General features: G+C 60.9%; 29 protein-coding genes. 19 read left to right on the top strand and 10 right to left on the bottom strand.

Annotation, left to right across the window (positions count from 1 at the left end; genetic code table 11):
- Nucleotides 1–6 precede the first annotated feature (6 nt).
- From HBO09_RS12425 to recX, 14 genes are all read left to right on the top strand, one after another.
- A complete protein-coding gene (locus HBO09_RS12425; protein WP_169993832.1) occupies nucleotides 7–243 on the top strand; it encodes a tail fiber assembly protein in 237 nt (78 codons plus the stop codon).
- A 90-nt stretch (nucleotides 244–333) separates the two neighbouring features.
- Nucleotides 334–537 carry a hypothetical protein gene (locus HBO09_RS12420; protein WP_029295291.1) on the top strand — a complete coding sequence of 68 codons (204 nt, stop codon included), beginning with the start codon at nucleotides 334–336 and terminating at the stop codon, nucleotides 535–537.
- Nucleotides 538–539: 2 nt separating this feature from the next.
- Nucleotides 540–1706 carry a phage tail protein gene (locus tag HBO09_RS12415; protein ID WP_169993830.1) on the top strand — a complete coding sequence of 389 codons (1167 nt, stop codon included), beginning with the start codon at nucleotides 540–542 and terminating at the stop codon, nucleotides 1704–1706.
- Complete coding sequence (locus HBO09_RS12410) at nucleotides 1706–2212, top strand: phage major tail tube protein (RefSeq protein WP_169993828.1); 507 nt, start codon at nucleotides 1706–1708, stop codon at nucleotides 2210–2212. The genes HBO09_RS12415 and HBO09_RS12410 overlap by 1 nt, the downstream gene beginning before the upstream one ends.
- 181 nt (nucleotides 2213–2393) lie before the next feature.
- Complete coding sequence (locus HBO09_RS12405; protein ID WP_169993826.1) at nucleotides 2394–2960, top strand: phage tail assembly protein; 567 nt, start codon at nucleotides 2394–2396, stop codon at nucleotides 2958–2960.
- A 128-nt stretch (nucleotides 2961–3088) separates the two neighbouring features.
- Nucleotides 3089–4447 carry a tail tape measure protein gene (locus HBO09_RS12400; RefSeq protein WP_262381223.1) on the top strand — a complete coding sequence of 453 codons (1359 nt, stop codon included), beginning with the start codon at nucleotides 3089–3091 and terminating at the stop codon, nucleotides 4445–4447.
- Nucleotides 4447–4830 carry a phage tail protein gene (locus HBO09_RS12395; RefSeq protein WP_169993824.1) on the top strand — a complete coding sequence of 128 codons (384 nt, stop codon included), beginning with the start codon at nucleotides 4447–4449 and terminating at the stop codon, nucleotides 4828–4830. The genes HBO09_RS12400 and HBO09_RS12395 overlap by 1 nt, the downstream gene beginning before the upstream one ends.
- Nucleotides 4823–5035 carry a tail protein X gene (locus HBO09_RS12390; protein ID WP_169993822.1) on the top strand — a complete coding sequence of 71 codons (213 nt, stop codon included), beginning with the start codon at nucleotides 4823–4825 and terminating at the stop codon, nucleotides 5033–5035. Before HBO09_RS12395 ends, HBO09_RS12390 begins: the two co-directional genes overlap by 8 nt.
- A gap of 9 nt (nucleotides 5036–5044) precedes the next feature.
- A complete protein-coding gene (locus tag HBO09_RS12385; protein ID WP_169993820.1) occupies nucleotides 5045–6055 on the top strand; it encodes a contractile injection system protein, VgrG/Pvc8 family in 1011 nt (336 codons plus the stop codon).
- 20 nt (nucleotides 6056–6075) lie between these two features.
- Entirely contained in the window at nucleotides 6076–6624 is a 549-nt protein-coding gene (locus HBO09_RS12380; protein ID WP_169994048.1) for a glycoside hydrolase family 19 protein, read from the top strand.
- Nucleotides 6615–7121 (top strand): lysis system i-spanin subunit Rz, encoded by a 507-nt coding sequence (locus tag HBO09_RS12375; RefSeq protein ID WP_169993818.1) that lies wholly within the window; start codon nucleotides 6615–6617, stop codon nucleotides 7119–7121. Before HBO09_RS12380 ends, HBO09_RS12375 begins: the two co-directional genes overlap by 10 nt.
- Before the next feature lie 81 nt (nucleotides 7122–7202).
- Nucleotides 7203–7703, top strand: a complete 501-nt coding sequence (locus tag HBO09_RS12370) for a CinA family protein (RefSeq protein WP_169993816.1) — start codon at nucleotides 7203–7205, stop codon at nucleotides 7701–7703.
- 83 nt (nucleotides 7704–7786) lie between these two features.
- Entirely contained in the window at nucleotides 7787–8845 is a 1059-nt protein-coding gene (gene recA, locus HBO09_RS12365) for a recombinase RecA (RefSeq protein ID WP_169993814.1), read from the top strand.
- Between the two features lie 8 nt (nucleotides 8846–8853).
- On the top strand, nucleotides 8854–9321 hold the full coding sequence (gene recX / locus HBO09_RS12360) for a recombination regulator RecX (protein WP_092237924.1): 468 nt from the start codon (nucleotides 8854–8856) through the stop codon (nucleotides 9319–9321).
- A 168-nt stretch (nucleotides 9322–9489) separates the two neighbouring features.
- Here recX and HBO09_RS12355 read toward each other — a convergent pair whose 3' ends face one another.
- Entirely contained in the window at nucleotides 9490–10602 is a 1113-nt protein-coding gene (locus HBO09_RS12355; RefSeq protein ID WP_169993812.1) for a TIGR00730 family Rossman fold protein, read from the bottom strand.
- A 270-nt stretch (nucleotides 10603–10872) separates the two neighbouring features.
- Complete coding sequence (locus HBO09_RS12350; protein WP_169993810.1) at nucleotides 10873–11307, bottom strand: PA3611 family quorum-sensing-regulated virulence factor; 435 nt, start codon at nucleotides 11305–11307, stop codon at nucleotides 10873–10875.
- A gap of 193 nt (nucleotides 11308–11500) precedes the next feature.
- On the opposite strand from HBO09_RS12350, the gene HBO09_RS12345 reads away from it, so the two are divergent.
- From HBO09_RS12345 to HBO09_RS12335, 3 genes are all read left to right on the top strand, one after another.
- Nucleotides 11501–12211: a tRNA-uridine aminocarboxypropyltransferase gene (locus HBO09_RS12345; protein WP_169993808.1), complete on the top strand. Its 711-nt coding sequence runs from the start codon at nucleotides 11501–11503 to the stop codon at nucleotides 12209–12211.
- 161 nt (nucleotides 12212–12372) lie between these two features.
- The gene (gene erdR, locus HBO09_RS12340; protein ID WP_169993806.1) at nucleotides 12373–13023 is read left to right on the top strand and encodes a response regulator transcription factor ErdR; all 651 of its coding nucleotides are present in this window, start codon (nucleotides 12373–12375) and stop codon (nucleotides 13021–13023) included.
- Nucleotides 13024–13097: 74 nt separating this feature from the next.
- Nucleotides 13098–13460: a diacylglycerol kinase gene (locus HBO09_RS12335; RefSeq protein WP_029295326.1), complete on the top strand. Its 363-nt coding sequence runs from the start codon at nucleotides 13098–13100 to the stop codon at nucleotides 13458–13460.
- Here the strand turns inward: HBO09_RS12335 and HBO09_RS12330 are convergent.
- Nucleotides 13457–14383, bottom strand: coding sequence for a LysR family transcriptional regulator (locus tag HBO09_RS12330; RefSeq protein WP_029295328.1), 927 nt, complete (start codon nucleotides 14381–14383; stop codon nucleotides 13457–13459). The genes HBO09_RS12335 and HBO09_RS12330 overlap by 4 nt on opposite strands.
- Before the next feature lie 125 nt (nucleotides 14384–14508).
- On the opposite strand from HBO09_RS12330, the gene fpr reads away from it, so the two are divergent.
- A complete protein-coding gene (fpr, locus tag HBO09_RS12325) occupies nucleotides 14509–15288 on the top strand; it encodes a ferredoxin-NADP reductase (protein ID WP_003172178.1) in 780 nt (259 codons plus the stop codon).
- Between the two features lie 177 nt (nucleotides 15289–15465).
- Here the strand turns inward: fpr and tsaA are convergent, their stop codons facing one another.
- The 5 genes from tsaA to rimO all read right to left on the bottom strand — a co-directional run bounded on the left by tsaA (nucleotide 15466) and on the right by rimO (nucleotide 19493).
- Nucleotides 15466–16161, bottom strand: a complete 696-nt coding sequence (gene tsaA / locus HBO09_RS12320) for a tRNA (N6-threonylcarbamoyladenosine(37)-N6)-methyltransferase TrmO (protein ID WP_169993804.1) — start codon at nucleotides 16159–16161, stop codon at nucleotides 15466–15468.
- A gap of 3 nt (nucleotides 16162–16164) precedes the next feature.
- Nucleotides 16165–16626 (bottom strand): DUF1456 family protein, encoded by a 462-nt coding sequence (locus HBO09_RS12315; protein WP_029295331.1) that lies wholly within the window; start codon nucleotides 16624–16626, stop codon nucleotides 16165–16167.
- A gap of 66 nt (nucleotides 16627–16692) precedes the next feature.
- Nucleotides 16693–17403: an rRNA pseudouridine synthase gene (locus tag HBO09_RS12310; protein WP_169993802.1), complete on the bottom strand. Its 711-nt coding sequence runs from the start codon at nucleotides 17401–17403 to the stop codon at nucleotides 16693–16695.
- A 187-nt stretch (nucleotides 17404–17590) separates the two neighbouring features.
- Nucleotides 17591–18061, bottom strand: coding sequence for a GNAT family N-acetyltransferase (locus HBO09_RS12305; RefSeq protein ID WP_169993799.1), 471 nt, complete (start codon nucleotides 18059–18061; stop codon nucleotides 17591–17593).
- Nucleotides 18062–18164: 103 nt separating this feature from the next.
- Complete coding sequence (gene rimO / locus HBO09_RS12300; protein WP_169864525.1) at nucleotides 18165–19493, bottom strand: 30S ribosomal protein S12 methylthiotransferase RimO; 1329 nt, start codon at nucleotides 19491–19493, stop codon at nucleotides 18165–18167.
- A gap of 316 nt (nucleotides 19494–19809) precedes the next feature.
- On the opposite strand from rimO, the gene HBO09_RS12295 reads away from it, so the two are divergent.
- Nucleotides 19810–21711 carry a potassium transporter Kup gene (locus tag HBO09_RS12295; RefSeq protein ID WP_169993796.1) on the top strand — a complete coding sequence of 634 codons (1902 nt, stop codon included), beginning with the start codon at nucleotides 19810–19812 and terminating at the stop codon, nucleotides 21709–21711.
- A 93-nt stretch (nucleotides 21712–21804) separates the two neighbouring features.
- On the opposite strand, the gene HBO09_RS12290 is transcribed toward HBO09_RS12295, so the two are convergent.
- Nucleotides 21805–23085: a virulence factor family protein gene (locus HBO09_RS12290; protein WP_169993794.1), complete on the bottom strand. Its 1281-nt coding sequence runs from the start codon at nucleotides 23083–23085 to the stop codon at nucleotides 21805–21807.
- Complete coding sequence (gene mprF, locus HBO09_RS12285; RefSeq protein ID WP_169993792.1) at nucleotides 23085–25727, bottom strand: bifunctional lysylphosphatidylglycerol flippase/synthetase MprF; 2643 nt, start codon at nucleotides 25725–25727, stop codon at nucleotides 23085–23087. Before mprF ends, HBO09_RS12290 begins: the two co-directional genes overlap by 1 nt.
- Nucleotides 25728–25767 lie beyond the last annotated feature (40 nt).

The following is a 25767-nucleotide window of genomic DNA, read 5'->3' as shown; positions in this document are numbered from 1 at the left end:
TCTTTGATGAAACCTGTATTTGCATCTGCTGAACTGCATCCTTTGATTAAATGGAGCGTCATTCGGGCCTCCCGCGACGCCGATCTTTCCGCCAGCGATTATGCAGCCATGCCCGATTACCCCATGACGGAAAAGGACCGCCCGGTCTTCATCGCCTACCGCAAGGCCCTGCGCGATATCCCCGACCAGGGCGCCGATCCGGACGCCGTGATCTGGCCCGAAAAACCAGCCTTCCTAAAGTAATACACCCCACCGCGAAAGCGGTTTTTTTTCGCCCGCCCAAAGCCCCTCCCGCAGGGGCTTTGCGCTTTTTGCACCCGGAGAATTCCCCCCATGGCCAACCGCCAAACCTACACCGTCCTCATCCCATTTCCCACCGGAGGTGGCCACTGGTCCACCGTCGGCCAGGAACTGGACCTGCTGGACGTCGAAGCATCCGCCCTGCGCACTGCCGGCCGCCTGGAACTGACCAGCGTGCTGGCTGCCGCCCAAGACACCCCACCGGCCAAGAAGGCCGTCACCAAGAAGGCTGAATAATCATGGCTGAGGTTTTGAACTTCGAGCATAACGGCATCACCGTCAATGCCAGCGAATCCCCCGAGGCCATGGGTGGCCTGGGTGACAACGTAATCGGCCTGGTCGGCACCGCGCCCAATGCGCATCTGTCGATCCCGAAAAACGCCCCGTTTCGCATCAACAGCTTCACCGCCCAGGCGTTGCTGGACCCCACCGGCGCCGAGTCGGGCACGCTGTTTCATGCGGTGTACCAGATCCTCAAGGTGGTCAAGGTGCCGGTCTATGTGGTGATCGTCGACGAGGGCAGCACCCCCGCCGATACGCTCAATAACGTGATCGGCGGCAATGAGCCGGTGACCGGTCGCAAACTGGGCCTCGCGGCGCTGAGCAGCGTCCCCGAGGACCTGACCATCATTGGCGCTCCAGGCTTTACCGGGACCAAGGCCGTGGCCGGTGAGTTCGCCGCGTTCGGCAAGCGCATCAAGGCCCGTGTGGTGCTGGACGGCAAAGACGCCAGCGTCGCCGACCAAGTGACCTACAGCGGCGAGCTGGGCGGTGCTGACCTGGGTTTCGACCGCTGCCTGCTGGTACACAACATGCCGTCGGTGTACTCCAAGGCCGCGAAGAAAAACGTGTTCCTTGCGCCGTCGTGCCTGGCCATCGCCGCCTTGGCCAAGGTCAAGCAGTGGGAAAGCCCGGGCAACCAGGTGACCTTCGCCGAAGACGTGTCGCGGGTGGTCGAATACAACATCCTCGACACCTCCACCGAAGGCGACCTGCTCAACCGCTACGGCGTGAGCTACTACGCCCGCACCATTCTCGGCGGCTTCTCGCTGCTGGGTAATCGCTCCATCACCGGTAAGTTCATCAGCTATGTGGGCCTGGAAGACGCCATCAGCCGCAAGCTGGTCAAGGCCGGGCAGAAAGCCATGGCGCACAACCTGACCAAGTCGTTCATGGACCAGGAGGTCAAGCGTATCAACGACTGGCTGCAAACCCTGGTGGCCGACGAAACCATTCCTGGCGGCAGCGTGTACCTGCACCCGGAACTCAACAGTGTCGAGAAGTACAAGAACGGCACCTGGTTCATCGTGATCGACTACGGGCGCTACGCGCCAAACGAACACATGGTTTATCAACTCAATGCCCGCGATGAAATCATCGAGCAATTCCTGGAGGACGTTCTCTAATGTTTACCAACCGAGTCAGACAGGCCATTGCGGCCACCCTCCAGGGCCTGCCGCTGTCGGCGACCGTCGAAGAGTTCACCCCGCCGAAGATCGAGTTCGAGATGGAGCCCATGTCCGGCGGGCGTTTTATCGCCGAAGAAATGGCCAAGAGCGCCAAGGTGCTGAACGCCAAATTGGTGCTGCAAGGCGCCGGTCCCGAAATCATGCTGGCCCTGGGTGTGCGCTTGGGCGACGACATCCTGCTCAACGTGCGTGAGGCGGGCCAGGACCAGGACGGCAAGACCTACTTCACCTACCACACCGTCGGCGGCAAGCTCAAATCCCTGGAAGAAGCCAAGCTGAAGATGGGCGAAAAGGCCATCACCACCCTGGATCTGTCCTGCCGCACCTACCACCGCCTGGACAATGGCGTATCGGTGATCGACATCGACGTACGCACCCAGAAGTTTGTGCTCAACGGCGTCGATATCCTCGGCGATGCCCGGCGCGCCGTGCTGATGCCGTAAGCCTGGCCACGGATTAGAAGCGGGCGCGGTCAGTGTGGGAGCTGGCTTGCCAGCGATTGCATCACCTCAGTTCATCTGAAAGACCGCGCTGCCTGTATCGCAGGCAAGCCAGCTCCCACATTGACCGTGCCCACGACGGATCCGCAGTGCCTTCAATATTTTTACTCAAGGAATTTCGCCCATGGCCTGGAAGCCACCCCTGCACATCCTGCTGGCGCCCATCACCGCCGACAGCGGTGCGAGCATCGAGCAGATCCAACTCAAACCCTTGTTCTACGCCGCGCAAAAACAAGCGCTGGCCCGCGCCGGCGAGGACGAGGACGACCAGTTCTTCGAGCTGGCCAAACTGGCCACCGGCCTCTCGGAAAAGGAACTCGACCAACTCAAGCGCCCGGACTACGTGAGCATTGCCCAGCACGTACACGATATGTCGACGCGCCCGACCTCGTTCTTTCTGGGCGACTCCACCGAGCCCGGCGAGCAGGTGCAACTGCTGTTGCCGCTGGAAGTGGCCGGCCGTGTGTTGACCAGCGTCACCCTGGAAATGCCCGCCCTGCGTGCCACCAAGGTGATGAAAAAACTCGCCACCAACAAAGAGCGTGCCGAGTTCATCACCTCCCACTGCACCGGCCTGATGATCCCCGACCTGGACGGCCTGACCGTGCCCGACTGGACGCAACTGCAGGAGCGCATCGACGATTTTTTAAACAAACCGGCGGACTTCTTTCGCAGCGCGACATCGAAGTAATCCTCGACGTCGTCCCGCTGGTTTACTCGGTAAACGAAGCGGAAATTCTCGAATGGAATGCCGCCAAAGCATTGCGCCGCTACGACATCGCGATTAATCGCCTTGGCGTCAAATAGGAGTAGAGCGAGATGCAAGACCCTCGATATACGCTCAAGCTCGCCGACGAAGACAAACGCTGGATGACCTTTCCCGGGCTGGCCGAAAGTGGCGTCTCGCAACTGTCGGGCCTGCTTACCGAGCCGAATGAACGTCTGATTGGCGCTTCCAATATGGGCGTGGTGACAGAGCCACCGTCCGAACTGGGCCTGGCCCTGGCCAACGCCAGCCTGCACATCCATGCGTTGACCGAGGAACAGGTGCGGTTGCGCGAGAGCCTGGAAACCCTCAACAGCACCCTGTTTATCGCCGGCGGGTCCCTACTCGGTAGTGTTGCTACAAGCCCCGCGCCTGTGGCTCAAGAGGCCGCCAAAGACAAGGAGCCAGCAGCGGACTCCTGGTACACCAAGGGGGCCAAGTGGTTGGGGGAGGGTTATCTCGATACGGCCAGGAGCCGCTTAACTGGCAAGGCTGTCGATGTGACGCTTGGCAAGTTGCCCGGCGTGGGGAAACTGTTCCGCGACGATAGCAAGGATTGCTGCTGCCCAGGGGCAACCGAAACCTTGAAGGGGCGTGAGCGGTTTCTGCCTAAAACAACGGTGCGCCAGAGACTCACGAAGCGGTCGTCGTCGAAAAAAACCACCCGTGTCGGCAGCCGCCTTGCCGGATCAATGGCAACGTTGCAGGGTGTTTTGGGACGGGCCGGCAAGTTGCTTGAGGGGCCCAAAGTGAGTTTTCAGGGCGCATCGTTTCAAGCTGGTCGGCCCGCTCCGCGCCTGGGTGAACGTTCATCCAAGGTGCCTGGTTCACCCGTTCGGGGGCCGGTGTTGCTCAGCGCTCCAGCGCTCGCTTTGCCCAAGACGATCCCCTCCAGCCTGGTTTCAACGATGACCAAACTGGAGTCCGTCGGCACTCGATCCTTTGCGCCTCTGCGCTACGCCGACACCGCCATCAACCTCGTCCAGGGCGTGCGCAACGGCGACCTGCAAGCGGTCGGCAGCAGCCTCGGCACTGCCGGCGGTGCGTGGGCCGGCGCCACTGCGGGCGCAGCCCTTGGCACCCTGGTTTTTCCAGGCGTTGGCACTGCCGTCGGTGGCGTTATCGGCGGCCTGTTGGGTGGCGAGGCGGGCACCTGGTTGGGTGAGAAACTCTTCCCTTCCAGCAATCGCCTGCCAGCGCCCGAGACCCTGAGCAAAAACCTCAACAGCGCCCGCTCGGACAACGTCCAGGTCACCCTGGCGCCGAGCATCCAGATCACCGGCGTCAACCCTGCCGACGCCCAGCAGGTGGTCGACCGGGTCCTGCAAACCCTGCAAAACCAATGCGTGCCGATGCTCACCGATTCTCTGGCGGTTCGGCGCAACGCGGCACTGACCGATGGAGGTGATTAATGCGACAGCAGATGGTGCTGGGCGACTTTATTTTCGGGCTGTCCCGAGGGTTCGCCTATTCCACGCTCCAGCGCAGCAGTGATGGCGGCTGGGGCGACCTGGAGATTATTGCCAGCAAGCCCCAGTCGCGACAGAACGGCCAGAAGCTGGAAAAACTGACCTTCGCCGGCACCGCCATGGCGGCCGTTGGCATGCAGCGCCTCGACCAGTTGCGCGCCTTGCAGGATGCACGGGCGCCGCTGCCGCTGGTCGATGGTATCGGCCGCAACTGGGGCCTGTGGCGCATCACGGCAGTCACCGAAAACCAGGCCAATGTGATCGATGACGGCACCGCCATGGTGATCACCTGGTCGCTGGTGCTGGAGGAGTTCGTCAATGCGTAGAGTGCGAAGTATTGCCGGTGATTCGGTCAACCTGCTGCTTTACCGCGAGCTGGGGCGTTGCGATGACGCGGCCGAAGAAACCCTCTGGCGCTTGAACCCCGGGCTTGCCGAGCATGGCCCGGTGTTGCCGGCGGGCGTATGGGTGATCGTGCCCGAGATGGACACGCAACCGGGTGTCGCAAAACCCGTTTCGGCCTGGGATTAAGGAGGCAGCATGGCAATGGGATTTACCCCGGTCGTGGAAATCTATGGCGCCAACGCGGCGTTGATCAATCCACGGCTGATGCAGTGGAAACACACCGACGCGGCGGGTATCGAATCCGACCGCCTGGAACTGACCATCAATATCGAGGGCCTGGAAGGCCTGCCGAGCCTGGGCGCCAAGATCGGCCTGCGCGTGGGGTATCGCGAGTCGGGGCTGGTGGAGAAAGGCGAGTTTGTGATCACCCAGCGCACCCCCTACCTGTTTCCCATGCGCCTGGCGATCGTGGCCACGGCGGCGCCGTTCAGCGTGCAGGACCCGAGCGGTTACCGCCAGCGCCGTTCCGCCAGCCATGGTCCCACCACCCTGGGCGCGCTGTTTCGTCAACTGGCCACGCGGCACGGGTTTTCACCCAGGGTAGCGCCGGCACTGGATGGAATCGCGATTGATCATATCGACCAGTCCAACGAGACCGACATGGGCTTTATCACCCGCCTGGCCGGGCGCTACAACGCGGTGACCAAACCGGTCAACGAGCTGTATGTGCTGGCTGAAAGTGGCCAGGTCAAATCGCTGTCGGGCCAGCAGTTACCGGATGTACGGCTATCGGTGACCCACGACAATCGCCCCGGCGAACAGGCATTTATCAGCGCCCGGATTGATGAAAACGCGCGGGCCAAATATCAGGGCTGCCGAGTCAGTTGGTGGGATGCCGCCGCGTCTCGCCAGCGTGTGGTCGAGGTGGGGATCGCGCCGTTCAAGACCTTGCGTCAGCGCTGCCAGAGCGAAACCGAAGCGCGGTCCGTGGCCGAGGGCGAGTTGCGTCGGGTCGGGAGGGAAGGGTTGACCATCGCCATCGATTGCCCCGGCAACCCGTTGCTGTCTGCCGAAGGGTTGCTGCTGCTGGATGAAACCTGGCCGGGGTATATGCAGGGGCGTTGGTCGATTGACAAGGTGACCCACGTAGGCGACACGGCGACGGGCTATCGCAGTTCGATCATGGCCCGTGGATTGGCCTCTTAGACCGTTGGAGATCAAGGATGATGACACTCACGCAACTGCAACAGATCCTGCCCAACGCCCGCGCCCAAGCGGGCGTTTTTCTATCTGCGCTGAACGCGGCGATGCTCCATCACCGCATTACGGCACCCAAGCGTATGGCAGCCTTTATCGCCCAGGTCGGCCACGAGTCCGGTGAGTTGCGCTATGTGCGGGAACTGGGTGGCGAGCAATACCTGAGCAAGTACGACACCGGCACCTTGGCCGCGCGCTTGGGTAACAGCCCCGAAGCCGACGGAGACGGCCAGAAGTTCCGCGGCCGTGGCCTGATCCAGATTACCGGGCGGCGCAATTACCTGGCCTGTAGCCGGGCGCTGTTTGGCGATGAGCGCCTGCTGCACTTTCCTGAGTTGCTGGAGCAACCGCAATGGGCAGCCGAATCCGCCGCCTGGTTCTGGCTCAGCAATGGCTTGAATGAGCTGGCGGATCAGGACCAATTCACCGCGATCACCCGCCGGATCAATGGCGGCCTCAATGGGCTGGAACATCGCCAGCAATTGTGGGCGAAGGCGAGGGCGGTGCTATGCAACTGAGCTGGCGCATGCTGGCTGCTGCCTTGCTGATGCTCATCCCGGCAGCGGCCAGTTGGCAGGTCCAGGCCTGGCGCCATGGCCTTGCCTTTGAGCGCCAGGCCGCGCGGCATTCACAGGTGCTCAATCAGCAAAGCCAGGCAGCATTGGTTCAACACCAGGTCGAACAACGCAAGCGCCAGGCCCTGGAGCAACAACTGCGCGCCAGCGACCAACAGCACACACGGGAGTTGAGCGATGCACAGCGTAACCAGGTTTATCTGCGTGATCGGTTGGCCACTGCTGATGTGCGCTTGTCAGTCCTACTCGACGCCACCGACCCCGGCGACAGCCCCGCAATGCCAGCCACCGCCGCCACCCGCAGCGTGGTTCATGGAGCCCCGCGAGGCCGACTTGACCCGGCGCATGCTCAACGAATTATCGGCATCACCGACGCCGGCGATAACGGATTGATCGCATTGCGGGCCTGCCAGGCATATGTTCGGGGCGTCGCCCGGTAATCTGTTGAAGCCGTCTGCAGCTTGCGTGGCCGATGGGCTCCTGTAGGGTAGGCAAACCCCCGCACTTTCCTGGAGACGACCGTGAAGGAAATTACCCAACTCGCCGCCGAACTTGGCCGGCGTTTGCAGGTGCTCAATGCCCACGTCACCACCGCCGAGTCCTGCACCGGTGGCGGTATCGCTGAAGCCATCACGCGGATCCCCGGAAGTTCGGCCTGGTTCGAGGCCGGCTACGTGACCTACTCCAATCGGCAGAAGACCCTCCAACTGAATGTGCCGCAAGGGTTGTTCCCCGAGGTTGGCGCGGTGAGCCGTGAAGTGGTCGAGGCCATGGCCCGGGGCGCCCAGGAAAAAAGCCTGGCGCGGTTTGCCGTGGCGGTCAGCGGTGTGGCGGGCCCCGATGGCGGCTCGCCGGACAAACCGGTAGGCACCGTCTGGCTGGCCTGGGGTGTCGGCGAAGAGGTTACGGCCGAGTGCCAGCACTTCCCTGGCAACCGCGACGAGGTCCGCCGACAAACGGTAAAGGCCGCATTAGAGGGGCTGTTGCGACGAGCTGCAGCAGAAATAGAAAATCAGGGGTAGGCGATCCCCGATCTTTATGGAACAATACTGTCTACTTATACAGGTGTTGGCCGTCAGGCCTTATTGATTACGTGAGGACTTTAATGGACGACAACAAGAAGAAAGCCTTGGCTGCGGCCCTGGGTCAGATCGAACGTCAATTCGGCAAGGGTGCCGTAATGCGTATGGGCGATCACGACCGTCAGGCGATCCCGGCTATTTCCACTGGCTCTCTGGGTCTGGACATCGCGCTCGGCATTGGCGGCTTGCCAAAAGGCCGTATCGTTGAAATCTACGGTCCAGAGTCTTCTGGTAAAACCACCCTGACCCTGTCGGTGATTGCCCAGGCACAAAAAATGGGCGCCACCTGCGCGTTCGTCGATGCCGAGCACGCCCTGGATCCTGAATACGCTGGCAAGCTGGGCGTCAATGTTGACGACCTGCTGGTTTCGCAACCGGACACCGGCGAACAAGCCCTGGAAATCACCGACATGCTGGTGCGCTCCAACGCCATCGACGTGATCGTGGTCGACTCCGTGGCTGCCCTGGTACCGAAGGCAGAGATCGAAGGCGAAATGGGCGACATGCACGTCGGCCTGCAAGCCCGTCTGATGTCCCAGGCCCTGCGTAAAATCACCGGTAACATCAAGAACGCCAACTGCCTGGTGATCTTCATCAACCAGATCCGGATGAAAATCGGCGTGATGTTCGGCAGCCCGGAAACCACTACCGGTGGTAACGCGCTGAAGTTCTACGCTTCGGTCCGCCTGGACATCCGCCGTACCGGCGCGGTGAAGGAAGGTGATGAGGTTGTCGGTAGCGAAACTCGCGTCAAGGTTGTGAAGAACAAGGTGGCTCCGCCATTCCGTCAGGCTGAGTTCCAGATTCTCTACGGCAAGGGTATTTACCTGAACGGCGAGATGATCGACCTGGGCGTGCTGCACGGTTTTGTCGAGAAGTCCGGTGCCTGGTATGCCTACAACGGCAGCAAAATCGGTCAGGGCAAGGCCAACTCGGCCAAGTTCCTGCAGGACAACCCTGATATCGCGGCGACCCTTGAGAAGCAGATCCGCGACAAGCTGCTGACCCCAGTGCCAGACGTCAAGGCCGCTGCCAACCGCGAACCTGTTGACGATATGGCAGAAGCCGACGCTGATATCTGAGCCCAACGATGACCGTTGTACTCGATACGCTGGTTGCCGTACGGCGTACGGCAATGGACCTGCTCGCACGACGCGAGCATGGTCGTGTCGAGCTGACGCGTAAACTGCGTCAGCGTGGCGCCCCTCCCGAAATGATCGAAACAGCCCTCGACCGCTTGACGGAAGAGGGGCTGCTTTCAGAAGCCCGTTATCTCGAAAGTTTTGTTTCCTACCGGGCACGCTCGGGCTACGGTCCGGCGCGGATTCGCGAAGAGCTGAGCCAGAGAGGCTTGCAACGCGCCGATATCGATCTGGCGCTGCGTGAGTGTGGTATCAGTTGGCAAGCGCAACTGGAGGACACCTGGCGTCGCAAGTTTGCCGGCCATCTGCCGATTGATGCTCGTGAGCGTGCCAAGCAGGGGCGTTTTTTGAGCTATCGCGGATTTTCGATGGAGATGATCAGCCGCTTATTGAGTGGTCGCGACCTGGACGACTGAAATGTGACCGAGCCCTTGTAGGCGGCTTGCCGGCGATAGCGGTGGGTCAGGTATCAATGCAGTGACGGATTGACCACTATCGCTGGCAAGCCAGCGCCAACATGGATTTTGCGTTTATACAAAAAGGCCCGCTATGAAAATAGCGGGGCTTTTTTGCGTTCTACGGCATCACGCGGGTTCTGGCGTCACCCGTTGCTGTGTTTTGCCCTGAGCTTGCGCCCAGTTTTCCGGCAAGTTGATGTAATCCACCAACTCCCGCAACCGCCCCTGGTTGCGGCCGGTGAAGCTGAACACCAGGCGTGTCAGGTGGCTGAAGCGCGCTTCATCGTGTTCTTCACCCCCATAGGCCGATTGCTGGAAGTCATCACTCAGGCGCAGGTCAGCGAATTCGGTCTGTATATGCGCCAATGCGCGCTCACTAAGCGGGTGATTCATGCGTACCACAAACTGGCGCTTCAGCCAGCGGGTGGAATGGAAGTTGGCATAGAACTGGTTGATTTCATTCACGGCCTCTTCCGCGCTGTGCACCAGGCGTACCAACTTGAGATCGGTAGGCAGAATGTAGCGATTGGCTTCCAACTGGCTGCGAATAAAGTCCAGGGCACCTTGCCAGAATCCACCACCGGGCTCGTCCAGCAGAACCACGGGAACCAGTGGGCTTTTGCCGGTCTGGATCAGGGTCAGGACTTCCAGCGCTTCATCCAGGGTGCCGAAGCCACCCGGGCATAGCACCAACCCATCGGCTTCCTTGACGAAAAACAGTTTGCGAGTAAAGAAGAAGTGGAACGACAGCAGGTTGTCCGTGCCATCAATGGTCGGGTTGGCATGCTGTTCAAAGGGCAGGGTGATATTGAACCCCAGGCTGTGCGCCAGCCCAGCGCCTTCGTGGGCGGCAGCCATGATGCCGCCACCGCCGCCGGTGATGACCATCAGGTCTGAGCGGGCCAGGGCCGCGCCCACTTCCCGGGCCAGGGCATAGAGCGGGCTTTCGACAGGGGTACGGGCCGAGCCGAAGAGGGTGACCTTGCGGCGGCCCTTGAACTGTTCGAGCACACGAAACGCGTGGTCCAGTTCATTAATGGCTTTCAAGGTGATCTTCGCGTTCCAGCGGTCACGGTCGTCCTGGGCCATGCGCAGCACGGTGAGGATCATGTCACGGTAAAGAGGAATATTCGGGCTGCTGGGGGCAATCAGGTTAAGTTGCGCTTCGACCTGTTGCGTAAGGTCGGCCCCGTTTTCTGGAAAATGACGGGTCAGGAGGTCATTCGGTTGATCAGGCATTCAGCTTCTCCTTCGTTACAGAGCCCCGGCGTCTTATTGCAGGCTACTGGCGGCGACGAAACAGGCTCTGTATGTTCCTTGTGATTAAAAACCTTGGCACTGCAAGTCACGCGAGGGCAACCTTTTTTACCCTGGGAATGTTATCGGATCACTTGATCATGAGCCCCTAAAGTCTTGTCTGGCAATAACTTAATGGGGATTGACGAGGGTTTTGCAGGGGGAATTGTGGTGAGGGGTGTACCCCTCGCCGCAGGGTTCTCGGGGAGGGGCTTACTTTTTCTTCTTGGCCGGGCCCGGGCAATCAGCTTCAACGAACTTGACCGACGCCACCGGACGATTGGTCTTGTTCTCGGTGATTTCGTAGCGCATCACGGCGCCCTTGGCCATCAACTCGCGATAGCCTTTGTTCAGGCAAACGCTTTGTCCCAACTGAAAATATACAGCTTTGGGGTTGGCGCGCATTTGTTCGGCCCGTTCTGGCAGCACGCTCAGGTGGTCAATCAGATGCATGCCTTCGACGGTGTAGGCCACCTCTAAGGTTTTGTCATCAATTTCCCTGGGCAGGTCCTTGTTGCTTTCCGCTGCGACGCTTTGCAGTTTCTTGTTCATTTGCGCCTCCAGCAGGGAGGCCGCTTGTGCGCCCACGGGCAATACAAGCGCCAGGGCAACTGTGGGGGCGGCAAGACGCAACATAAGACGCAGCATGAAACTCTCCTGATTCGGTTACTGGTCCATAGACCCGTCACTGCGCAGTGCGTTCAGTGGCGCAGGATTATAGGTGACCTCTAGCCGCGACGGCCAGGCGTATTGGCTGGGCGGCTCTGCTAAACTGCCGGCACTTTTGCTGCCCCCGAGTTTTCTCCGTGTCGACTTTCATCGCTTCACAACGGCACCCGCTATGAGCCACGCGGTGTTCCGTCTGCGTACCCAGCGCCTGGCCCGGGCTGTCACTCCCTTTGTTGCCCGGGGCTCGCGTGCCGAACGTTGCCCCAGGTGCCGGGTCATCCCCGAATACTGTCTGTGTGCCTGGCGCCCCAAGGTCGCGGCCAAGTCGGCCATGTGTCTGTTGATGCATGACGTGGAGCCGATGAAACCCAGCAATACCGGTTGGCTGATCGCCGATGTCATCGACGATACAAGCGCTTTCCCCTGGGCGCGCACCGCCGTCGAGCCTGAGCTGCTGGCGCTGTTGGCCGACCCGCAATGGCAACCCTACATCGTCTTTCCCGGCGAGTTTGTAGCGCCGCAGCGGGTAGTCAACGAGGTCAAGGTGGCGGATGGCAAGCGCCCGTTGTTCATCCTGCTGGATGGCACCTGGAGCGAAGCGCGCAAGATGTTCCGCAAGAGCCCGTATCTGGAGCATCTGCCGGTACTGAGCCTGGAGCCGGAGCAGCTATCGCGCTACAAGTTGCGCCGTTCCAAACGCGATGACCATTTCTGCACAGCCGAAGTGGCGGCCTTGTGCCTGGAGCTGGCCGAGGATCAACAGGCCAGCGAAGTGCTGGATGCCTACCTGGATGTTTTCAGTACTCATTACCTAGCGGCCAAGTTCCAGTTGGCGCTGGACCCGACGGACACTGTCCACAAGCGTCTTGCACCTTATCTGTAGGCGTTGAGGCCAGATGACGTTTGCATGATGGCACTGCAGCGCCTGAGCCGGCTAAAATGCCATCAAGCGTAACTGTTCGTGACAGCCGCTGGCTGGCACCTTGTACGTTGGTGAGCACCGAACCCATCGGTGCTCCCATAAAAAACAGGATCATTTAATAAATGGCCACATACGAAATCCTGATTGCCGATGACCACCCGCTGTTCCGCGGCGCGCTGCGCCAGGCTCTCACATTGGGCCTTGGCCCGGATGTACGCCTGGTGGAAGCGGGCAGTATCGTTGAACTGGAAGCCCGCCTGACTGACAAGACCGATTGGGATCTGGTGCTGCTGGACCTGAACATGCCCGGCGCCTACGGGTTTTCCGGCCTGGTGCTGTTGCGCGGGCAATACCCGCAGATCCCGGTGGTGATGGTGTCGGCTCAGGAAGAGGCAGACGTCGTAGTGCGTTCCCGGGAGTTCGGGGCCAGTGGTTTTATCCCCAAGTCCAGCTCCTTGGAGCAGATTCAAGCAGCGGTGCGTACGGTGTTGGACGGTGATGTCTGGTGGCCGCCCCAGGCATTCGAAGAAATCAACGTGTCCGCCGAAGCCAAGGCTGCCCAAGAAGGGCTCGCCAGCCTTACGCCACAGCAGTTCCGTGTGTTGACCATGGTCTGCGAAGGCTTGCTGAACAAGCAGATCGCCTATGAATTGAGCGTGTCCGAAGCCACTATCAAGGCGCACGTCACCGCGATTTTCCGCAAGCTGGGTGTGCGCACCCGGACCCAGGCGGCGCTACTGTTGCAACAACTTGAGTCAGTTTCCCGCGCGTAGGGTGGCTCGATTCACGCTTTTTTGACCACGCGTGCTCTAGCTTCCTCCCATCTTTTTTACTCAGTTGCCTATCTATGTCGCCTTTCAAGGGTCAAACCGGTATCAAACGTATCTTCAACGCAGGGGGGTACTCCCTCGATGGCCTGCGTGCAGCTTTCACCGGCGAGGCGGCCTTTCGCCAGCTGGTCTTGCTCAATGTCATTCTGATTCCATTGAGCTTCTTCCTCACGGTCAGTCGCGTAGAGCGTGCACTGCTGATTGCCGTGTGCCTGTTGGCGTTGATTGTGGAGTTGCTCAACTCGGCCGTGGAGGCGGCAATCGATCGGATTTCCCTGGATCGCCACCCCCTGTCGAAAAACGCCAAGGACATGGGCAGCGCCGCGCAATTCGTGGCGCTGACCATGATCACCGTGGTGTGGGCCGTGATCCTGATCTAGGCGATGTTCGGCAGGACGATCTCGTCGCTGCGCTGCACCCCGGCGGTGAAGGCGCGGCACAGTTCGAGGAACTCGCGCATGGCCGAGGTCTGGTACTTCTGTTTATGCCAGATAAAGTAGAACTGCCGGGCCAGGTCCAGGTCCGGCGTCTCTACTGGCACCAGGCTGCCACGGCGGAACGCATCCCGTAGCGCCAGGCGCGAAATGCAGCCAATCCCCAATCCCGACTCCACCGCCCGCTTGATCGCCTCGGTATGCTCCAGCTCCAGGCGGATATTCAGCGCGCTGCGATGATGGCGCATGGCCTGATCAAAGGTCAGGCGTGTCCCGGAGCCCTGTTCCCGCAGAATCCAGGCTTCATGGGTCAACTGTTCCATGGTCGCCTGACCGCGCTGGGCCAGGGGATGTTGCGGCGCGCAGAACACCACCAGTTCATCCTCGACCCAGGTTTGCACCTCAATGTCAGGGTGGCTGCAGTCACCTTCGATTAGACCCAGATCAATTTCGTAATGTGCAACCTGATGCACGATATGCGCAGTGTTCTGGACATGCAGCTTCACCTGGCTCTCGGGATGCTGCTGCATGAAACTGCCGATCAGCAGGGTGGCCAGGTAATTACCGATGGTCAGGGTGGCGCCGACCGCCAGGGAACCGAAGCCGGACTTGCCGTTGAGCAGGTCTTCGATCTCCTTGGCCTGGTCCAGCAACGCCACCGCCTGGGGTAGCAATTGATGGCCGAGGGCGTTGAGGCTCAGGCGTTTACCGGCGCGGTCGAATAATTGACAGCTGGATTGGCGCTCCAGCTCGGTGATCGAGGTGCTGGCGGCGGATTGAGATAAGGCCAGAAGGCCAGCAGCGCGTGACACACTTTCCTGCTGGGCGACGGCGACGAAGACTTGCAGTTGACGGAGAGTAAATCGCATATCGATATAACCGATAACCCTTATCTTAATAATCCAGTTAACAGATATTGTCGCCGCCATTAGAATACTGTGCAATTGCGCACCTATCATTTTGGCGCAGACCCATTTCCAGGAGTTCCCCGTACATGAGCAACATGAACCACGAGCGTGTCCTCAGTGTTCATCACTGGAACGACACTCTGTTCAGCTTCAAGTGCACCCGCGACCCGGGCCTGCGCTTCGAGAACGGTCAGTTCGTGATGATCGGCCTGCAACAGCCTAACGGCCGCCCGCTCATGCGCGCTTACTCCATCGCCAGCCCGAACTGGGAAGAGCATCTGGAGTTCTTCAGCATCAAGGTCCCGGATGGCCCGCTGACTTCCCAATTGCAGCATTTGAAGGAAGGCGACGAGATCATCATCAGCAAAAAACCGACTGGCACCCTGGTGCTGGACGATTTGAAGCCGGGCAAGCATCTGTACCTGCTCAGCACCGGTACTGGCCTCGCCCCATTCATGAGCGTGATCCAGGACCCGGAAACCTACGAGCGCTTTGAAAAAGTGATCCTGTGCCACGGCGTGCGTTACGTCAACGAAGTCGCCTATCGCGAGTTCATCACCGAGCACCTGCCGCAGAACGAGTTCTTCGGCGAGGCGCTGCGTGAAAAGTTGATCTACTACCCGACCGTGACCCGCGAGCCCTTCGAAAACGAAGGCCGCCTGACCGACCTGATGCGCAGCGGCAAGCTGTTCAGCGATATCGGTCTGCCGCCGATCAACCCTGAAGACGACCGCGCCATGCTGTGCGGTAGCCCAAGCATGTTGGATGAGACCAGCGAAGTGCTGAACAGCTTCGGCCTGAAGGTTTCGCCACGGATGCGTGAGCCGGGTGACTACCTGATTGAGCGTGCATTCGTCGAGAAGTGACCCCGGCACACCTGTAGGACCGAGCTTGCTCGCGAAAGTCGTCAACGATAACGCGGTCGAGTTGACGCGTTGCCCTTGGGTTCTTCGCGAGCAAGCTCGCCCCTACAGATGAAGGCGTTTGCAAAGAAAAGCCCGCATTGCCTGTGAAGGCAGTGCGGGCTTTTTCATTTCTGCGATTTACTGCGCGGCAACCACCTCTAGCACACAAATCACCCCAGCCTCGGGATAGTGCCAGCGCACGTCCACATCCCAAAACCGCACGCCGTATTCGCGTTCCGGCCCGGGTATCTGATAGGCCGGCCGCGGATCCTGCGCCAGGCATTGCTCAATCAGCTCCACCAACGGCTCGCCAAGGCGCTGGGCGTGGCCTTGCGCCTGGTGCAGGGCAGTCTTCAGCCACTGCACGGGAATCAGTTGCGGCGCGCTGCTGGCGATGCTGTTGGTAGCCGTGTCGACGATGTCGGCATAGGGCACATACGGTTTGATATCCAATACCGGCGTGCCATCGAGCAGATCAATCCCGGAAATCCATAGCCGGCCTGGCTCCACCTTGTCCAGTTTTACTACCGACTGGCCGATCCCATTGTGGCGATGGGTCGCGCGGGTGGCAAAGACACCCATGGATGTGTTGCCGCCCAGGCGCGGTGGGCGCACTTTCAAGCGTGGCTTGTCTTCCAGGGCCTGATGAAACAGGAACAACAGCCACACATGGCTGACCTGCTCCAGGCCTTGCACCGCCTCACCCTGGTCGAACGGCGCCACCAGCTCCAAGACGCCCCGGGCGGCGGGCGCCAGTTGTGGCTGGCGCGGGATGGCGAACTTCTCCTTGAAGCAGGAGCGCACAAAGCCCACGGGCGAGACGTTGTAACTCATGGCTTACGCGCGAACCCGCAGGGTCAGGCCCTTGAGGAAGTTACGCAGCAACTGGTCGCCACACGGACGATAGTTGGTGTGGCCAAACTTGCGGAACAGCGCGCTCAGCTCTGGCTTGGACACCGGGAACTCGGCCGCCTTGAGGATGGCGTGCATGTCGTCTTCCTTGAGTTCGAAGGCCACGCGCAGCTTCTTGAGGATGATGTTGTTGGTCACCGGGGTTTCGATCGGCTGCGGTGGACGGCTTTCGTCCTTGCCGCGCTTGAAGATCACCAGGCCATCGAGGAAATGCGCCATGACCTCGTCCGGGCAGAACACGAAGCCTTCTTCCTCGTCCTTTTTGAGGTAGGTCAGCAGGTCTTCCTTGGACACTTCCATGCCGCCGATCTTGATGATCTCGACCATCTTGTTGTCGCTGATGTCGAGCATGTAGCGCACGCTGCGCAGTACGTCGTTGTGAATCATGTTGGGCAATCCTGGTATTCGACTGTAGACACCGCCCGGACGGGCGATGTCGATAGATAGGGCGACTTAGAACTTTTCTTTGCCGGACATGTAGCGCCACTGGCCAACCGGCACCTTGCCGATGGACACGCCGCCAATGCGTATCCGGCGAATGGCCACAACCTTCAGGCCAATGGCTTCGCAGAACAGGGCAATGATGCCGGGCTGCGGGTTTTTCAGGGCAAAGCGCAGGCGGTTCTCGTTCTGCCAGCTGGCTTTGACCGCAGGCAATTCCTTGCCTTTGTACATCAGACCGTGGGCGAGGCGGTTCAGGCCGTGCTCTGCCACGTCGCCTGCGACCTCAACCACATACTCCTGCTCGATCTTGGCGGCGTCGGCCGTCAGCTTGCGCAGGATCTTCCAGTCCTGGGTAAACACCAGCAGGCCGCTGGCCTTGGCTTGCAGATCAGCGCTGGCGGTCAGGCGCAGGAAGTGGCCTTTGAGCGGGCGCTTGCTGAAGCGGTGCTCTTCGGACAGGGTTTCGGCGCTCAGGGACTGCATCGCACTGTCGACGTCTACGCCGGCCGGTGCATGAAACAGGATAGTCACCGGCTCCGGAACCGTGGCCTTGGCCTCGGGATCAAGTTCGACTTTTTGTGTCGTGACCTTGAACTGCGGCTCATCGATCACTTCGCCATCTACCGAGACCCAGCCGCCTTCGATGAACAGTTCGGCCTCCCGACGGGAGCAACCGACCAGTTCGATGAGGCGTTTGGAGAGGCGTATGGGGTCAGTCATGACAAGGGCCGTAACAAAAGGGGGCCGCTATTGTACCTGCCTGGAGCCGGTTAATCCCGGCCCCATTTCAGTGCTCGCGCTTTTTGTAGGAGCTGGCTTGCCTGCGATGCGGTCAACTCGGTGCATCAGGTATGCCGAGGTGATGCCATCGCAGGCAAGCCAGCTCCTACATTTGATTTGGGTTGTGTCAGGCGCTGCGTGTTTGCTGGGCCTGTTTCAGGCGCATGTGCAGCAAGGGATAAGGCTGGCCCATGCCGTCATGCTCGGTGCGCCCGATCACTTCAAAACCTTGCTTGATATAGAAGCCCAGGGCCTGGGGATTCTGTTCGTTGACGTCCAGCTCATCGGCATTCATTGACGCAACGGCATAGTGCAGCAATTGCCGCCCCAGGCCCTGGCCCCGGTACTGCGGGTCGATGAATAGCATCTCGACCTTGCCTGCGGCAACGCCGGCAAACCCGGTGATCCGTTGGCGCGCGTCCTTGGTACAGATCAGCATCACCGCGTCGAGGTACTGCGTCAGCACCAGGCGTCTGAGGCGCTCGATGTAGCTTTCCGGCAGGAAGTCATGGGTAGCCCGCACCGACGCCTCCCAGATCCGGGTCAGCTCCTGATAGTCGCTGGTTTTCGGGGTGTGGATAACCGAGTGCTGGCCCATGCCCGCTGCTCCTTGCTGCTTGTTGGCGTTGATGGGGCAAACGATAGACCGAAAAAAGCCCCGCATCTTGTCCAGAAGCAGGGCTTTTTCAATTTTTTACAGCTTAGTCGCGTTTTTGCGCCCAGAGATCGTACTCGTCGGCGTCGGTGACCGTGCACCACACCTTGTCGCCTGGCTTGAGGCCGCTGGCATCGTCGATGAATACGTTACCGTCGATTTCCGGAGCGTCGAAGAAGCAGCGGCCTACCGCGCCTTGCTCGTCCACTTCGTCGATCAGCACTTCGATTTCCTTGCCAATGCGCAGTTGCAGGCGTGCCGAGCTGATGGCCTGTTGATGGGCCATGAAACGCTCCCAGCGGTCCTGCTTGACGTCATCCGGCACCACGGCCAGGTCCAGCAGGTTGGCCGGTGCACCTTCAACCGGCGAGTACTGGAAGCAGCCGACGCGGTCCAGTTGGGCTTCGGTCAGCCAGTCCAGCAGGTACTGGAAGTCTTCTTCGGTTTCGCCGGGGAAGCCGACGATAAAGGTCGAGCGGATGATCAGCTCGGGGCAGATCTGGCGCCAGTTCTTGATCCGCGCCAGGGTCTTGTCTTCAAAGGCCGGGCGTTTCATGGCCTTGAGCACTTTCGGGCTGGCGTGTTGGAACGGGATGTCCAGGTACGGCAGGATCTTGCCGGCGGCCATCAACGGGATCAACTCGTCGACATGCGGGTATGGATAGACGTAGTGCAGGCGCACCCACACACCCAGGCTGCTCAAGGCTTCGCACAATTCGGTCATGCGGGTTTTCACCGGCGCGCCGTTCCAGAAGCCGGTGCGGTATTTCACGTCGACGCCGTAGGCGCTGGTGTCCTGGGAGATCACCAGCAGCTCTTTGACGCCGGACTTGACCAGGCGCTGGGCCTCGTCCAATACATCGCCCACCGGGCGGCTGACCAGCTTGCCGCGCATCGACGGGATGATGCAGAAGCTGCAGCTGTGGTTGCAGCCTTCGGAAATCTTCAGGTACGCATAATGGCGCGGGGTCAGCTTGATGCCTTGTGGCGGCACCAGGTCGATCAGCGGGTTGTGGTCCTGACGCGGCGGCACCACATCGTGCACGGCGTTGACCACCTGCTCGTACTGCTGCGGTCCGGTCACGGCCAATACGCTTGGGTGCACGTTGCGGATATTGCCTTCTTCCACACCCATGCAGCCGGTAACGATGACCTTGCCGTTTTCCTTGATGGCTTCGCCGATCACTTCCAGGGACTCGGCCTTGGCCGAGTCAATGAAGCCACAGGTGTTGACCACCACCACGTCGGCGTCCTGGTAGGTGGACACGACGTCGTAGCCTTCCATGCGCAGTTGCGTGAGGATGCGCTCGGAGTCGACCAGAGCCTTCGGGCAACCCAGGGAAACAAAGCCAACCTTAGGGTTGGCTTTTGCGATGGTGGTGGACATGTCTAACCTCGGTATTGAATGACGCCGCCAGTCGGGCACGACAGGGCTGCGGATGGGCACTTGATGTGCCTCTGATCAAAAAGTGCGCAATTCTAGCGGTGGGAAACGCGCTTGACCAGCTTTATGCAGGGAAATACGACGAGTGCTGCGCTATGCTTCGCGCCGTTGCATTTGGGTAAAGCCGATGGTCAACAAATCATCTGTTACTAGAAGTAAAACAGCGCATGCTGTGAACAGCTTAGGCTTAGCTATACAGCTGTGTTGTTTATAAAAGACCTTAGGTCAAAAAGGGCAGGAGTGGTTGATGGGTCAGGCAAATAGTCAGGCGGCGGATGCCGGGCATTCCAGCGCAAAGCCAATCGGCATGTTGGTGGCAGCTGTCGGGGTGGTCTACGGCGATATCGGTACCAGCCCGCTCTACACCCTTAAAGAGGTGTTTTCTGGCAACTATGGGGTTCAGGTCAATCATGATGGGGTGCTGGGGATCCTGGCGCTGATCTTCTGGTCGCTGATCTGGGTGGTGTCAATCAAATACATGTTGTTCGTGCTGCGCGCCGACAACCAGGGGGAGGGCGGCATCATGGCCCTTACCGCACTGGCACGACGGGCGGCCGGCAATCACCCGCGATTGCGCAGTTTCCTGGTGGTGTGCGGCTTGTGCGGTGCGGCGCTGTTCTATGGCGACAGCATGATCACCCCAGCGATTTCGGTATTGTCGGCGATCGAGGGCCTGGAGCTGGCGTTCGATGGCCTGGAGCATTGGGTCGTGCCCGTAGCGCTGGTGGTGCTGGTGGGGTTGTTCCTGATCCAGAAGCACGGGACAGACCGCATCGGCAAGCTGTTCGGGCCGGTGATGGTCACCTGGTTCCTGGTTCTTGGCGGCCTGGGCATCTATGGCATCGTCCAGCATCCCGAAGTGCTCAATGCGATGAACCCGATGTGGGGCGTGCGTTTCTTCATGGTTCATCCGGGTATCGGCGTGGCGATCCTGGGCGCGGTGGTGCTGGCTTTGACCGGTGCCGAGGCGCTCTATGCCGACATGGGCCACTTTGGCCGCAAACCCATTGCCCGCGCCTGGTTCATCCTGGTGCTGCCGGCCCTGGTGCTCAACTATTTTGGCCAGGGCGCGATGTTGCTGGGCGACCCTGAAGCTGCGCGCAACCCGTTCTACCTGCTGGCGCCAAGCTGGGCATTGCTGCCGCTGGTGGGCTTGTCCACCTTGGCGACGGTAATTGCTTCCCAGGCAGTGATTTCCGGTGCGTTCTCGTTGACGCGCCAGGCGATCCAGCTGGGTTACATCCCGCGCATGCATATCCAGCACACCTCCAGCGCCGAACAGGGCCAGATCTATATTGGCGCGGTGAACTGGTCGCTGATGGTCGGTGTGATCCTGCTGGTGCTGGGCTTCGAGTCCTCGGGCGCCCTGGCCTCGGCTTACGGTGTGGCCGTGACCGGGACCATGCTGATGACCACCATCCTCGTCTCCGCCGTGATGCTGCTGCTGTGGAAATGGCCGCCAGTGCTGGCCGTGCCCGTACTGCTGGGCTTTTTGCTGGTGGATGGCCTGTTCTTCGCGGCTAACGTGCCGAAAGTCGTGCAGGGCGGCGCGTTCCCGGTGTTGGCGGGGATCGTGCTGTTTGTGCTGATGACCACCTGGAAGCGCGGCAAGCAATTGCTGGTGGACCGACTGGACGAGGGCGGGCTGCCGCTGCCGATCTTTATCGGCAGCATCCGCGTGCAGCCGCCCCATCGCGTGCAGGGCACGGCGGTGTTCCTTACCGCGCGCCCGGATGCGGTGCCCCACGCCTTGCTGCATAACCTGTTGCACAACCAGGTGCTGCATGAGCAGGTGGTGCTGCTGACGGTGGTCTATGAAGACATCCCGCGCGTTCCGGCCCAACGCCGCTTCGAGGTGGACTCCTACGGTGACGGCTTCTTCCGGGTGATCCTGCACTTCGGCTTTACCGACGAGCCGGACGTGCCCGAAGCCCTGAAGCTGTGTCACTTGGATGATCTGGACTTCAGCCCTATGCGCACCACGTACTTCCTCAGCCGCGAGACGGTCATCGCCTCCAAGCTCGAGGGCATGGCGCGCTGGCGAGAAGGGTTGTTCGCTTTCATGCTGAAGAACGCCAACGGCAACCTGCGCTTCTTCAAGCTGCCGGTGAACCGGGTGATTGAGCTGGGTACCCAGGTAGAAATGTAACCCAACAAAAAGCCCCCGTTGCCGTGCGGCAGCGGGGGCTTTTTAGTGTCTTGGGGCAGGAGCCGGCAAGCCGACGCCTAAAAGGATGGGGGATTATTCGTCCTTGGCCTGGCGCTTCTCGATGATATCCACCAGGCGCTTGGCCAGTGCCGGGTAGTTCTCGTCGAAGTGATGGCCGCCCGGTAGCTTCATGGCTTCACCCACCGCAGTCTTGTCGGTACAGCCACTCTCGTCGACTTCTTCCTCGCCGTAGATGCACACCACCTTGGCGGCTGGGAGCTTGGCCATTTCCGGGCCGGTGGCGGCTTCCTTGCCGGCATTGCCCAGCCAGCCTTCCACTTCGATCTCAAAGCTGCCGGTGCGGGCGAAGGCCAGCAGGATAATAGCGTCTACCCGTTGCTGCTCGGCTTCCGGCAGGCGGTTGTAGATGGCCGGCAGCACATCGGCGCCGAACGAATAGCCGGTCAGTACAAAGCGTTTGGTGCCCCATTTTTGGCGATAGTGCTGCATCAGCTCGCTCAGGTCCTTGGCACTCTGCTCCGGGCTTTTGTGCTGCCAGTAGTAGCGCAGGGTATCGACGCCGACCACCGGATAACCGATCTTCGCCATCTCGCCGGCCACGTCGCGGTCCAGGTCGCGCCAGCCGCCGTCGCCGGAAAGGAACAGGGTCACGGTGTCCTTTGCCTGGCCGGCCGGTACTTCAACCACCGGGATCGCCAGGCCGCCATTGTCCGAGCCCACCAGTTGCTTGCGCAGTTCGTTGTTCAGTACTTGTGGGTAGTTGATGTCGTAGTCGCTGATGCTGGTGGTGGCACGCGGGGTGTCGCGTACGAAGCTGGCACTTTCGTCGTCAGGGTTATCGTTCCAGGCCACCAGCCAGTTGCCGTGGGCGGCGGTCTTTGGCAGTGGGTCCTTGCAGCCTTCCTGGACCAGGGCGAAGCCCACGGAGATGGCATTGGCTTTGTCGTCGTTCTGCGTTGCCAGCCAGCGCCAGGCCAGCGCGGCGCCAGGGCCGATGCCGCTGACCAGGGTGGCCGGGCCATTGAGCTGGCCGAGGGCCGCCTGCAAGGCTTGCTCCTGCAGCTTGCAATCGTCCTTGGGCAGGATCACTTGCACGATCTGTGCGCTGCCGCCCCGGCTCAGGGCTATCAGTTGGCTGTCGGTCAGGCTGGCGTCGGCCATCACGGCTACCGCTACGCGGGCCTTGGTGCTGGTGCCAGGGGTTACACGGGTCATGGTCGAGCCGTCGGCCTGGGGCAGTTGTTCCAGGGTCGGTTGAGGGGCGGGGCGACTCCAGTACCAGTAGCCGCCACCGAGAATCAGGGCCAGCACCACCAGACTTGCCAATACATACCGCCAGGAGCGTCGAATCATCAGCGTTTCACCAATCCAGTCAAGCCGCCTGCGATCAGGGCGGCGGTATCGGCCAGTGCCACCAGCGGATCAAGTCCTGCGGGCACGGCCATGTAACGAGGTTCCCAGTCAGGCTGGAACTTGTCTTTGAAGCGGCGTAAACCTTGGAAGTTATACAGTTGCTCGCCACGGCGGAACACCATCGAGCCCAGGCGCTGGGTCAGCGGTGCGCCACGGCGCGGTTGCAGGCCCGACAGCGGCACCATGCCAAGGCTGAAGCGCGCATAGTTGTGGCTCTTATAGTGCTGGATCAAGCCGATCATCATGAACTCCATGGTCAGCTTTGGCGCCTCGGGATGCGCGCGCATCAGGTCCAGGCTGGCCAGGTCATGGCTGTAGGTCTCCAGCAGGTTGGCGAACGCCACCGGCTGCCCCTCGAAACGAATCACCGCAATGCGAAAGTGCTTGAGGTATTCGTCGCTGAAACGTCCCAGGGAGAAGCCTTTTTCGCGCACATTCTTACCCGTCAACCAGGCATCGGAGATGACTTTCAGCGCCGCCATCGGCGCCTGGCCCGGCTCGAAGATTTCCAGGGACAGGCCGTCCCGCGTCCCGCGGTTCCAGGTGTAGCGCAGGTCTTTCATCTCCTTGCCCTTGGCCTCCAGGTCAAAGCGCTTGAGATCGACCCGGGCTTCTTCGCCCAGCTTGATCGCGGTCAGGCCGATGTCCATATAGAAGGGCAGGTTCTCCGCGCGCACCTGGTAGAACACCGGGCGGGCGTGGTGAATGTCGCACAGGTCGCGGAACTGCCAGATCATCTCGGCCCGTGGCTGGGTCGGGCCGATCGGGTCGTACAGCGCCACCAGGCTGCGGCCGCGACGGGCGTACATCAGGAACGCTTCGTCGTTGGGGTGAAACAGCAGGGCCTTGTCGCCGGTCAGTGCCAGGCCGCCGTCGGGTTGCGACGAGGCCATCAGGATCTTGGTGGCACGTTCCAGCTCATCGGCGGTTGGCAGGTGGATCACTGGGCGGGCGGTGCGCAACAGCCAGGTCAGCGACACAATTACCAGCAGGATGGCGGCGCCCAGCAGCGAGCGCAGGCCGCGCGGGGCGTTGGCGTCGAGGGTGAACTGCCACCACAGTTGATGGCTATAAGGTACATCCTGATAGGCAAACAGCAGCAGCCAGATCGACGCACCCAGCACGCACACGCTGGCCACCAGGTACAGCGGCGAAAACGGCAGCTCGGTCAGGCGGCTGGCGCGGTAGAACGAGCGCCGGAAGATCGCCAGCAGCACCGCAGTGGTGGTCATCAGGCTGGCTTCTTCCCAGTCGAAGCCTTTGAGCAGTGAGAGCAGGGCGCCCACCAGCAACAGCACCATGGTCAGCATCCAGGCTGCCGACAGGCGTCGACGCAGGCCCTGGGCCAGCAACAGGCACAGCACGCCGATCAGGCTGGCGCCAAAGTGCGAGGCGTCAATCAGGCGGTGGGGAATCAGGAAGCCGATGTTTTCCAGGCGTGAGTCGATTTCTGGGGTGGCGCCGGAGAACAGCAGCACCACCCCGGACAAAAAAACCAGCACGGCCAACACCGGTGCCGCGAGACCCGAGGCCACCCGCAGGCTGTGCTGGGTCTGGAACAGGCGTTGAGCTTCGTTGATCAGCAGAAGAATGCACGCGATCAATAGTGGCAGTACCACATAGATCATGCGGTACAGCAGCAGGGCGGCGGCCAGCGGCGCGGCGCCGAGCTTGTCGGCAAACGCGGCCAGCAGGATCGCTTCGAACACGCCGACACCGCCCGGTACATGGCTGAGCACGCCCGCCGCGAGCGCCAGCAGGTACACCAGCAGGAACGGGCCGAACGGTGGGGCTTCCGGCAGCAACATATAGAGAACGGTAGCGGCGGCAGCGACGTCCAGGGCGGTGATGATCAGTTGCAGGAAGGTCAGGCGGCGCCCAGGGAGGCGCAAAGTGCGGCGGCCAGCCTTGACCAGCAGGTTGTCGGGGTAGGGTTGTTCGGGCAGGCGGCGGCGATAGATCCCGATACACAACACGGCCGAGAGCAACAACACCGCACCTGCGATCCCGCCAAGCAGCACTGCGGGCAAGTGCAGGGCGTTGGAAGCGGCTGGCAGGTTGCTCAAGGTTGCCAGGGCGGCGAGTGGCGGCAAGGCGCAGCCCAAGGCCAGGCTGGCAAATACGGTCATGCGGGCCACTTCCGAAGCCCCGATGCCATGTCGTGCATATAGACGGTAGCGCACCGAGCCGCCGGACAGCATCGACAGGCCAATCGCATTGCCGATGGCGAATGCAGTAAAACCGCCATAGGCCAGGGTCCTGGCGGGAAGTTTTACTCCGGCGTAGCGTGCGCCGGAAAATTCGTAGCCCAATAGAATGATGAACCCGGCGATCGCAGCGGCAAAGGCACCCAGCAGGGAAGGCTTCGGTACTTCCAGGATCGAATCGTGGAGGGCGTACAGATCCAGCTCTAGCAGCAAGTGGCGGCAGGCGATCAAGGCGATTGCAAACAGCAGCAGCGTGACCGCCAACCCAATGGGTTGCCGATACTTGCTCAACAGATCCAGCCAGCGCAGGCGGGTGGGCGCGATCGGTTGTGTAGCTGTGACGGTGTCTTGTGGTTCAGACGAATTGGCGCGCATCAATCACCTCTTGGATTGTGCGCGACAGGATGGGGGTATC

This window comes from Pseudomonas sp. WS 5027, from assembly GCF_012985695.1.
GTDB classification, from domain to species: Bacteria; Pseudomonadota; Gammaproteobacteria; order Pseudomonadales; family Pseudomonadaceae; genus Aquipseudomonas; species Aquipseudomonas hygromyciniae.
This window is presented reverse-complemented; position numbering and strand designations above follow the sequence as displayed.